We start from the raw sequence: 10943 nt of genomic DNA on the forward strand, positions 1-10943 counted from the left end.
GACGGTGCACGTTCACGCTCGACGCCTGCGAGTACGCGTGGATTCGCGGCGACAGGCGGGGCCAGCGAGTGCCACTCGGCCGGCCCTGAGACTGGCCCCGTGCGGTCGTCCGCTGTCCGCGGTCAGCGGTCCGCGGGACCGATGCCGACCGACGCCGGCGCCGGCGCTCGTGGTGACTAAAATCGAGAGCGAGAGAGAGAAAGACCGCAGGTGTCGCGGAACCGCGGCGGACCGCGGACGCTACCGAAGGCGCGCGGAGATGAGTTCCTGGAGGTCCTCGCGGAACTCGTCGACCGCTATCTCCTCGAGGACGGGAACGAAGAAGCCCTCGACGAGCATGTTGCGCGCCTGCAGCGGCGGGACGGACCGAGAGGTCATGTAGAACAGGTCCTCCTTGTCGACCTGTCCGACCGTCGCGGAGTGCGACGCCTCGGTGTCGTGGTTGTGGATGATGAGCTTCGGCGACGCGTCGGCCTCGGACTCGTCCGACAGCATCAGCGTGTTCTCACGCTGGTACGAGGAGGTGTTCCACGCGTCGCGGCCCACGTCCTGCACGCCCTCGTAGACGGAACGCGCCTCGTCGTCGAGGACGCCGCGCGTCACGAGGTCGGCCGTCGTGTTCTCGGCCTTGTGCCAGACACGCGCGTTGAGGTCGAGGTGCTGGTCCTCGTGGCCGAAGAACGCGCCGACGATCTTCGTCTCCGAGGAGTCGCCGTTCAGTTCGGTCTCCACGTCAGAGCGGGTGAGTCGAGAGCCGATGTTGCCCTCGATCCAGTTGATCGTGCCGTAGACGCCGGCGTCACCGCGCTTGAGCGTGTAGTGGTACGTGTCCTCGTCGAGGTTCTGCAGCGACCCGTACTGGACGTACGAGTTCTCGCCGGTCGCGACCTCCACGATGTTCGAGAAGTACCGCGCGCCCTCGACCGAGTCGCCGCTGTCGATTCGCTCCAGAATCGTCACGGAGGAGGAGTCCTCGGTGACGACGAGCGTGTGGCTGAACAGCGACTTCGAGTTCATCTCGGCGCGGACCTTCACGTCCTCGGCGTCGACGCCCTCGGGCACGTAGATGAACGTCCCCGTGGTGAACAGCGCCGCCGAGAGGGCGGTCAGGTAGTTCGACTCGGGGTCGACCGTCCGACCGAAGTTCGCCTCGACGAGGTCGCCGAACTCCTCGACGGCCTCCGTGAACGGGAGGACGTGGACGCCCTCGTCGGTGACGCGTTCGGTCTCGTCGGACTGGTTCAGCGGGTCGACGAGGTCCTCGAAGTCGAGCGCCTCGAGGTTCGTCCAACGGCGGCCGGGCGTCTGGATGACGTCGGGCAGGTCCGCGTCGTCCAGCGCCGCGAGGGCGCTCAGACGGCGCTCGAGGAGCCACTCCGGTTCGTCGCGCTGTTCGGATATCTCTCGTACCGTCTCTTCGGACAGGTTCGCTGGTAGCTGCGCACTCATGTTATCCGAGACTACCCTCCATCTCCAGTTCGACCAGGCGGTTGAGTTCGACCGCGTACTCGATGGGCAGTTCCTCCGTGATCGGCTCGATGAAGCCCGAGACGATCATCTGCTTGGCGTCGTCGTCGTCCAGACCGCGCGACTGGAGGTAGAAGATGTCCTCGTCGCCGATCTTACCCACAGTGGCCTCGTGGGCGACGTCGACGGTGGACTCGTTGATCTCCATGTACGGCATCGTGTCCGAGGTCGACTCGTTGTCGAACATCAGCGCGTCACACTCGACGGCCGTCGAGGAGTTGCGCGCGCCCTCGGAGATGTGGACGAGGCCGCGGTAGTTCGTGCGGCCGCCGTCCTTCGAGATGGACTTCGACTCGATGGTAGACTTCGTGTTCGGGGCGTTGTGGTACACCTTCGCGCCGGTGTCGATGTTCTGTCCCTCGCCCGCGAACGCGATGGTGATGTGGTTGTCCGACGCGCCGCGACCCTTGAGGATCGAGGCGGGGTACAGCATCGTCGCCTTCGAGCCCATGGAGCCCGAAATCCACTCCATGCGGCCGTTCTTCTCGACGATGGCGCGCTTGGTGTTGAGGTTGTACGTGTTCTTCGACCAGTTCTGCACGGTCGAGTACTGCACGTGGGCGTCCTCGCCGACGAACACTTCGACGCCACCGGAGTGCAGGTTGAACGCGGAGTACTTGGGTGCCGAACAGCCCTCGATGTAGTGGACCTCGGAGCCCTCCTCGGCGATGATGAGCGTGTGCTCGAACTGGCCCATCCCTTCGCTGTTCATCCGGAAGTACGCCTGCACCGGCATGTCGACCGTCGTGTCCTCGGGGACGTAGACGAACGACCCGCCGGACCAGATGGCGCCGTGAAGCGCGGCGAACTTGTTGTCGCTCGGGGGGACGCACTTCGTCATGAAGTACTCCTTGACGAGGTCCTCGTGCTCCTGGACCGCCTGGTCCATGTTCATGAAGACGACGCCCTTCTCCTCCCAGCGCTCCTGCATGTTCTGGTAGACGACTTCGGACTCGTACTGCGCACCGACGCCCGAGAGCGCGTTCTTCTCGGCCTCCGGGATGCCCAGTTTGTCGAACGTGTCCTTGATGTCGTCCGGCAGGTCCGTCCAGTCGTCGACGCCGCCGCGCGTCTCCACGTCGGGGCGGATGTACGGGACGATTTCGTTGACGTCGACTTCCGAGAGGTCCGGCTGGCCGGGCCAGTCGGTCGGCATCGGCATCTCCTGGAAGTGCTTCAGTGCGCGCAGACGGCGCTGGAGCATCCACTCGGGTTCGTCTTTGTCCTCGGAGATGACGCGAATCGTCTCCTCGGTGAGGCCCTTGTCGGCCTGGAACGACGACTTCTGCTCCTTCTTGAACTCGAAGCGAGCTTCAGTGTCCGTCTCTTTGAGGTGGTCTTGATCTGAACTCATTGTGTGTAGTGTGTGTTTGCGGTTCGTTTCTTATGAGCCTGTGCGTAACTGGTTCCAGTTACGCGGCCTCGTACACTTCCTCGCGGACCCAGTCGTACCCCTTGTCCTCCAACTGCTCTGCGAGGGAGGCGTCGCCGCTCTTGACGACTTTCCCGTCGAGCATGATGTGGACGTGGTCGGGTTCGACGTACTCGAGGATGCGCTGGTAGTGAGTGATCTGGAGAATGCCCGTGCCCTGTTCGTCGCGGAGGGCGTTGATACCCTTCGAGACGTCCTGTAGGCGGTCGATGTCCAGCCCGGAGTCGATCTCGTCGAGCACCGCGATGGACGGTTCGAGGATGGCGGCCTGCAGCACTTCGTTCTGCTTCTTCTCGCCGCCGGAGAACCCGGCGTTGAGGTACCGCTGCATGAACTTCTCGTCCATGTCGAGCTGCTCCATCTTCTCCTTCAGGAGCTGCTGGAACTCGGCGACGCCGACTTCGCCCTCGTCGGCGGGGCCTTCCATCGGCGAGGTGTCGTAGCCCGAGTCCTCGTCGTCGGCGTCGGCTTCCTCGGCCTCGTCGTCCTCCTCGAAGAGCTCCTCGCGCTCTTCGATCTTGGCGTTGAGCGCCGTGCGGAGGAAGTTCGTCATCGTCACGCCCTCGATTTCGGCGGGGTACTGGAAGCCGAGGAAGATACCGAGCGCGGCGCGCTCGTTCGGCTCCAGGTCGAGAAGGTTCCACGTGCGTTTGTCCTCCGGAATGTCGAACTCCTCGCCGAACTCGTCGTCTTCGAGGTGGAGGAGAATCTCCCCGTCGGTCACTTCGTACACGGGGTGGCCGGCGATGATCTTCGCCATCGTCGACTTCCCGGATCCGTTCGGGCCCATCAACGCGTGAATATCGCCAGAGTTGACTTCCAGGTCGACGCCACGAAGAATCTGTTCACCGTCTTCCTCCGCGACTTCCGCGTGGAGGTTCTTGATTTCGAGTGTAGCCATTGTTGTCTCGTTGCCTCGTACAGGAATCGAAGGGTCTCCCACCCATAATGGTTACGCATTCACAACCGCTCGCTTTACTGCAGAGAAAATATATTTGGGTTTCAGAAAGGCGACTGTCGGCTCACCCGACGTACCGTCGACGCGTTCAGCCGGCGAATCGCGGCGTGAACAACCGGTTCGAGCGATATCTCGCGCTCACATGAAGCTGCCGAGCCCGGTCTGCTGTTGCCCCGACTTCACCTCGTCCCACGACATCCCGAGCGCTTCGATGATGCGCGCGATGGGACCCTTCAGCGTCTTGTCGAGCATCGTCTCCCAGTCCACCTCGAACGCATCGGGAACCTGGTCGGCGTACTCGAAGCAGATGACGTCCGGGTCACGTTTGAACTCGCCGTACAGGTCGTCTCGTTGCGGGTCGAACCCCTCCTCGCTCTCCATCCGGCGGAACCACGAGGGGTGCACCTTCGCCAGATAGAGTCGCTTCGGCTTCGACCCCCGCCCGAAGTTCGTCCCGAGGAACGCGTTCGCGTACATCGCCCCGCGGACCTGCGCCGTCGCGGTGTCGTACGCGTCGAGGCGCTTGCCGATGCCGCCGGGGATGCCCACTTCGTCCAAGGGGAGGTTCCCCTCCTGGAAGTCGGCGATGACCTGATGGACGTAGTCTTTGATCTCCTCGTGGTCCTCGCCGTAGACGATCATCTCGATGACGTTCTTCTGGACTTCCTTCGTTATCTGGGCGATGTCGGAGCGCTTGTACTCGAAGCCCGTGATGTCGATGTCGTCGACGTCGTTGCCCTCCTTCCAGACGATGTGGCCCGCGTAGCGCTTCTTCTTGCCCGCCTGGAAGAAGCGGCGGTAGAGCTTCTCGAACTCGATCTGGAAGCGGTGTTCCTCGCCCGCCTCCAGGTCGACGCCGAGTTCGTCGCGCGCGAAGTCGTCGTAGGCGGCGTTGATGTACTCCTCTATCTCGAACGACTGCTCGATGGCCTCCTCCTTCGACACGTCGGGGCCGAGTTCGAGCATGACGGAATCCGTATTGTGCAGGACGATGCCCCCGACCCCGTCCACGAAGTTCTCGTTGTCGGCGACGCTGAGGTCGTAGACGTAGCCGTCGTGTTCGACGTCGGTGAGGACGGGGTCGCGTCCCGTCCGGTAGTAATCACAGGTCCGAACCGTGTAGGAACCTTTCGAGTCCCGGTACTTCAGCGAGTGTTTCCGTTCACGCTGAGTGAGGAGCATCGACAGGCCGGCGGCGAGTTCTCGACTCGTCGTCTCGAAGTCGAAGTTCCGAGCCGCGTACTCCTCGGAGTAGCGAGGGAACTCGCGCGAACCGTCGCCCTCGACCATCACGTCGATGAACAGTGTTTGCAGGTCGTCCGGAAGGTGGAAGACGAACGACGGAACGCGCTTGCCGCGAGAGGTCTGTCCGGCGAACTCGCGGAAGAAGACGGCCGCGAGTTCGTTCATCATCTGTAGCTTGAGCGTTCGGTCGTCGTACGACGTCGATTCCTCGCCCGCGGTCGTCTCGTACGACGTGGTTCGCTCCGGTCTGACGTCGCTCTCGACGATGCCGGCATCGACGTTGTCGAACAGACGGAGGTAATCCGCCTGCAACTGCTCCAACCACTCTCGCCTCGATTCGGCGATACTCGCCCCGTACCGACTGTCGGTCGTCTCGGCGGTCGACGCGCTTCCCTCGGTGACGTACGCCGCGAGGAGTCGAACCAGTGCGCGCCCGTCTTCGCTCGACAGGTCGACGTACCGCTCGACTTTGACCGTCTTCGACTGGTCTCGCTGGTGTTCGTGGCCGAACCAGACGTACTCGTCGTCGGCGTGGACGCGTTTGACCTTCGTCTGCGCGTGCTCGCGTCCGACGCTTCGGCCGTCCTCGTACTCCCGTTCGTATCCGTCGAGAACGTCGTAGACGTCGATAGTCTCCACGGTGTCGACGCTCGGGACCCCGTCGACTCGGAGCGGTTGGCTCACGTCTTCGGGGGGCGCCTCGACGAGTCCATCACCGCCGTCGACGACGTACGAGTGATCGTGAGTCGTCGTCGATTCACCGAACTTGTGCTGGAGTTTGACGACCGGTTTGTCCGTCTCGTGCCTGATCGCCTGCTCGATGGGCTTCCACTCGGACACGCCCTCGTCGTTCACCGAGAGCGCCTCCCACCCGTCGAGTTCTCGCCGGTCCTTCCCGACGGAGGCCGTCGCGACGGGGCCGCCGTCGGCCGTGATGAGCAGTTCACCGTCCGCGCTCGCCGTGCCCGTCTCGAACAGCGTCTCGATCGGGAGGACCCGAACGCGGCCGTTCGGGTCTCGAACGACGACGGGCCGGTCGCCGGTCACGCTGTCACCGTACGCGACAGAATACCCCATCTCGCTGGCCGTCTCGTCGGTGTAGTCGATGACCTCCCGACCGGTCGCCGTCACGGCCGCGCCCATCTCCTTGTCGTACAGGCGGAAGCGGTCCCAGCCCAGCACGCCGTACAGCGAGTTCATGATGACCTTCACCGCCCCCTGCTGGCGGTCGAACTGCTCGTACGCCGAGGTGCCGGGGTCGTGGTCGTTGCGGAGGCGCTTCTTCTCCTCGCGTTCCGCGAGGAGTTCGTCCACCATCTCCCGGATGATGCCGTCCGGTTCCTTCCGGAAGTGCGTCCCGTTGGGCGCGCGGAACGTGTCGCCGTCGTAGGACTCGGGGTCCACCTTCGTCTCCGGCGACGCGTTGATGGTCACCATGCACATCGGGTACAGCGACTTCAGGTCGAGGACGGTGACGTTCTCCTTGACGCCCGTGATGGGGTCGAAGACGGCCCCACCCTCGTAGTCTTCGGACTCCTGTTGGCCCTTCGAGGGGAGGGCGAACTCGCCGTGGACCTTGTGCAGGACGTAGATGTCGACGGTGTCGCCGGGCGTCGGCGCGTCCTCCAGTTTACACCCGACGAACGTCCGCACCTCGTCCCAGAACGCGATGACGTCCTGCTTCCTGTCGATTTCGACGCAGAGTTCCACGTCGCGGACGTTGTACTCCAGCAGTCGCCGGGGGTCCTGTTCCCACAGGTCGCCGATGCTGCCGGAGTAGCGCTCCTTCCCCACGTCGAGTTCGAGTTCGCCGACGGCGTCCAGTCGGTACGACTCCAACTCGGTGAACTGCGTGCGCTTGTAGGCGTACAGCAGGTCGAACACGACGCGGCCCTTCACGTCGGGGCCGCCCCACCCGCTTCGCCACACCTCGCCGACGCGGGAGAGGCGGTCCGGGTCCAGGTCGTAGTCCGAGGACGGGTCCACCACGTCCAGTCTGTCGAGGAAGTACGGCATGTCGAAGTCCTCGAAGTTCCACCCGGTGAGCACGTCGGGGTCCGTCTCCTCGATGTAGCCGACGAACGCGTCGAGCATCGCGTCCTCGCGGTCGAACGCGCGTATCTCCACGTCGGTGTCGTCGTCCAGCGGTTCGTAGTCGCCGAGGTCCGTCGGCGACTCGACGCCGTCGCCTGCCTCGGGCGCGTTGTAGAGCCACGCGACGTACTCGTCGCGGTAGGAGTCGTGGGAGGTGAGACAGACGATTGGCTCCTCGCCCTCCTCGGGGAAGCCCGACCGGTCGTCCACCTCGATGTCGAACGTGTTCACGCGGAGGTCCGCGTCCACGTCGATGGGGACGACTTCGTCGTGCGGCACCTGAATCGACCCGTCGTCGAGTCGGCGCGCGGGGACGCAGATGCCGCTCTCGATGTCCTTGTCGATGAGCAGGCGGTTCGGGAAGAGGATGTCCGCCTCGTAGTGTTCGAACTGGTCGCGAATCTGCCCCACGTCCCGCGGCGTCTGCGTGCAGATCTTCGTCAGTTCCTCGCCGCGGATGCTCTCGTACCCCTCCTCGGTCCGGGTGATGACCGCCTCGTCGAGGAGTTCGTCGTCCAGCGTGTCCGTCGGCGCGTAGAAGTAGGGCTCGAAGCCGAGGACGCGCACGTGTTCCGTCTCGTCGTCGCGGGTGCGTCCGAAGACGTGGACGACCGGGTACTCGCGGCGACCGCTCCCCTCGATGGTGTAATCGACCTGCGTGACCGCGAGTTCGACCGTTCCGTCGGCGTCGGGGAACTTGATGTCCTCGGCGTCGAGACGTCCGAGACGTGTTGGCTCCCGTTGCCGGCGACGTGTTCGGCCTCCGCGTCCGGCCGCACGCCGTCGGCGTCGTCGCCCCCGCCCCAGTTGCCGTCCGTGAGCCCTGCCTGCTTCATGCGGTTGCGTTCGGCACTCCGCGGTAAAAGCTTCGGCCTTTCGCCCTTCCACCACGGGCCGAACCACTATCGTTAGGGCGGCAATATCTGTCAGAAAAAAGAAGGTGCGCATACGCAACACATTTAGTGTGCCAACTCATACCACAGGTTGCAACATGACCGACCACGCGAATTCGAAGCGGCCGGATCGGTCGCCTGCCACGCAGTCGCCGGCAGGCGAGGCGAACGGACTCGACGACGTCGAGTCCTACGAGGTCGAGGGTGGGGTCGTATTCTACGACCCGCAGAACCCGCTCGCGTGGGTCGAGACGACTCGAACCATCACGCTGAAAGAGTACCTCTGAGAAGCGCTCGAAACGAACTGCTTTTCGTCGGCCCGCCCGTCCCCGCGGACGTGCCGCGCGATTCCGACGCCTGGCCCGACGAACCCGACGAATCCGACCCCGAGGACCGATGGGGCGACCCCGAGAACGACCTGGTGAACGTCCCCTCGGTCGGCGGCGAGGGCGACGAGGACGACGACGGCGACGAGCAACCGGTCGAAATCGACAGCGAACTCGCCTCGACGTTCTGGGCCGTCGTCGTCCTCGTGAACGTCGGCGTCGCGGGCGTCAGTCTCGGCGCGATGTTCGCGTACTTCCGCGGGAACTTCCTCCTCGGCGGGGGTGCGGCCGTCGTCGGTGTGCTCGCTCTCGTCCGCGCGTACTACTCCTACCGAGGCTACAAAGCGGGTGACGCGGCCGACGCAGACGAGACGGACAGCGACGGCTGACCCCCGGAGCGGAACGCCTATTCCGCGCTCGGCCCTCGGGACGACCATGCAGACGGTCCGCGACGACGACGGCAAGCGCTACGTCCTCGTCAAACGCTCCGGCGACTCCAGTCGCGTCCGCGACCCGGCGACGGGCGAAGAGCGATACCTCCCGAACGACGACCTGACGTTCGAGGGCGTCTCACCGCTGGTCGCCGCCGCGTCCGGCGTCGCCGACCCCGTCCGACGAGCCGTCACCGCCGTCCACGACGAACGCTCGCTCGGCCTCCTCGTGGAACTGGTGGACCGCGACGCGGTGTCGGTGGTGGCGTTGCTGGACGCCTACGACCTCTGTGAGTCCGACCTCCACGGCCTGCTCGGCGAGTTCCGCGCGGCCGGGCTCCTCACGGAAACGACTGTCCACGGGGAACGCGGTTACGCCGCCACCGAGGCGGCGAGAGAGGCAGTCGACGCCCTCCGCGGCGGGTCGAAGTAACTCCGGTGGCGCGGCCGTTCAGCGACGTCACCGCCCGCCGCCTCGGCCGCACGCGAACGCCTCGAACCTCGGCCCGGGCGCTCAGTCGTCCGCGAGCGACTCCGCCGCGACGAGTGCGTCGGGGTCCTCCTGCCGTACGGACGACCGGTTGCTCGTCGGGTCCTTCTCCACGGTCACGAGTTCGTCCGCCGCGCCGACGAGTTCGTCGTCGTGGCTCACGATGATTATCTGGCGGACGCCGAGGTCACGCATCTCGTCGACGAGGTCCACGAGGCGCGAGACGTGCCCCGAGTCGAGGAACACCGTCGGTTCGTCGAGGATGAGCGGCGGCATCGGCGCCGCCCCCTCGATTCCCTCCGCGAGGAGGCGGTAGATGGCGGTGCGCAGCGAGAGGTTGAACAGCGCTCGCTCCCCGCCGGACAACTGCTCGGGGTCGAGCGCCGTCCCGTCCTTCTGGAACACCGTCAGTTCGTACTCGCCGTCGAGGCGGATGCGGGAGTAGGCGTCGTTGCCGTAGACGAGTTCGAACGTCTCGTTCAGCATCCGTTCGAGCGTCTCGACGTTGCGCTGGCGGAGTTCCGCGCGCAGGTCGCCGTACATCGCCTCCAGTTCCTCGGTCTCGGCGTGAAGCGATTCGAGCGCGTCGACGCGGGCGGCGAGTTCGTCCCGGTCCTCGCGGAGTTCGGACAACTGCGCGAGTTCGCCCTTGACGCCGCCGATTTCGTTCTGGAGTTCGTCTCGTTTCTCGCGCAGCGATTCGAGTTCGTCGTCCACCTGTTCGAGGTAGGTCTCCGCCCGTTCTCGCTGCTCCGTCGCCTCCTCGACGGTCGACTCGTCCACGTCGTCGGCGAGTTCGGAGCGTCTGTCGCGCTTGTCCGCCAGTCGCTCCCGGCGTTCGTCGTTCAACTCCGCGAGGTTCTCGCGACGCTCTTCGAGACGCTCGATTTCGGACTCGGTCTCCGACAGCGTCGAACGGAGGTCCGACAGCGTGTCGAGTCGCTCCTCGGCGTCGGCGACGGATTCGAGGTCGGCTTCGAGTTCTCGGACCGTCTCGGCCGCCTCCGCGGCCGCTTCGGACTGCGTCGTCGCCGCCGCCCGCTTCTCCTCGGCCTCCGCCGCCAGTTCGTCGGCCTCCTCGCGGAGCGTCTCTGCCTCCGTCCGCCGTTCCTCGACCGTCTCCCGGGCGTCCTCGATTCGCTCCGCGAACAGGTCCCTGCTGTTGCGGAGTTCCCCGACGCGGTTCTCCGTCTCGACCAGCGACTCCGCCCGGTCGAGGCGCGACTCCAGCGTCTCGCGTCGCTCCCGGAGGTCCGACAGCGTCGCCTCCAACGCCTCGATGCGCGCCTCGTACTCGCCGATGGCGTCGACGTGCGGCGAGTCCTCGACGGGTTGCCCGCACTCGGGGCACTTCCCCTCCGCGCGCAGTTCCTCGGCCTCCGCGAGTCGGTCGCGGACGTTCTCCACCTCGGCGTTCGTCTCGGTGAGGTCGGCGCGCACGTCGGTCAGCGTCTCCCGAATCTCGTCGCGGTGCGACGCCGCCGCGCCGAGTTCGACGGGCGCGTCCTCGAACTCCGCCGTCAGCGTCTCCAGTTCGGCTTCGAGTT

General features: G+C 65.3%; 6 protein-coding genes and 3 pseudogenes. 3 read left to right on the forward strand and 6 right to left on the reverse strand.

Annotation, left to right across the window (positions count from 1 at the left end; translation table 11 throughout):
* Positions 1 to 240: 240 nt before the first annotated feature.
* The 4 genes and pseudogenes from sufD to GJ632_RS14255 form a co-directional block, all read right to left on the reverse strand.
* Positions 241 to 1449, reverse strand: coding sequence for a Fe-S cluster assembly protein SufD (gene sufD / locus GJ632_RS14240; protein WP_089805347.1), 1209 nt, complete (start codon positions 1447 to 1449; stop codon positions 241 to 243).
* A gap of 1 nt (position 1450) precedes the next feature.
* Positions 1451 to 2881 (reverse strand): Fe-S cluster assembly protein SufB, encoded by a 1431-nt coding sequence (gene sufB / locus GJ632_RS14245; protein WP_191453312.1) that lies wholly within the window; start codon positions 2879 to 2881, stop codon positions 1451 to 1453.
* A 58-nt stretch (positions 2882 to 2939) separates the two neighbouring features.
* Positions 2940 to 3860, reverse strand: a complete 921-nt coding sequence (locus GJ632_RS14250) for an ABC transporter ATP-binding protein (RefSeq protein ID WP_191453313.1) — start codon at positions 3858 to 3860, stop codon at positions 2940 to 2942.
* Positions 3861 to 4055: 195 nt separating this feature from the next.
* Positions 4056 to 8092 (reverse strand): annotated as a pseudogene (locus GJ632_RS14255) (DNA polymerase domain-containing protein).
* Between the two features lie 155 nt (positions 8093 to 8247).
* Here GJ632_RS14255 and GJ632_RS14260 point away from each other — a divergent pair.
* Positions 8248 to 8436, forward strand: a complete 189-nt coding sequence (locus GJ632_RS14260; protein ID WP_089805339.1) for a hypothetical protein — start codon at positions 8248 to 8250, stop codon at positions 8434 to 8436.
* On the opposite strand, the pseudogene GJ632_RS25985 reads toward GJ632_RS14260, so the two are convergent.
* A pseudogene (locus tag GJ632_RS25985) lies at positions 8367 to 8582 on the reverse strand (hypothetical protein); the annotation flags it as partial. The gene GJ632_RS14260 and the pseudogene GJ632_RS25985 overlap by 70 nt on opposite strands.
* Here GJ632_RS25985 and GJ632_RS14265 point away from each other — a divergent pair.
* Entirely contained in the window at positions 8487 to 8864 is a 378-nt protein-coding gene (locus GJ632_RS14265; protein WP_231751573.1) for a hypothetical protein, read from the forward strand. The pseudogene GJ632_RS25985 and the gene GJ632_RS14265 overlap by 96 nt on opposite strands.
* A gap of 46 nt (positions 8865 to 8910) precedes the next feature.
* Complete coding sequence (locus GJ632_RS14270) at positions 8911 to 9339, forward strand: hypothetical protein (protein WP_191453314.1); 429 nt, start codon at positions 8911 to 8913, stop codon at positions 9337 to 9339.
* Between the two features lie 81 nt (positions 9340 to 9420).
* Here GJ632_RS14270 and GJ632_RS14275 read toward each other — a convergent pair.
* Positions 9421 to 10943 (reverse strand): annotated as a pseudogene (locus GJ632_RS14275) (AAA family ATPase); the annotation flags it as partial.

The sequence above is a fragment of the Halogeometricum sp. CBA1124 genome (genome assembly GCF_009741955.1).
Classification (GTDB): domain Archaea; phylum Halobacteriota; class Halobacteria; order Halobacteriales; family Haloferacaceae; genus Halogeometricum; species Halogeometricum rufum.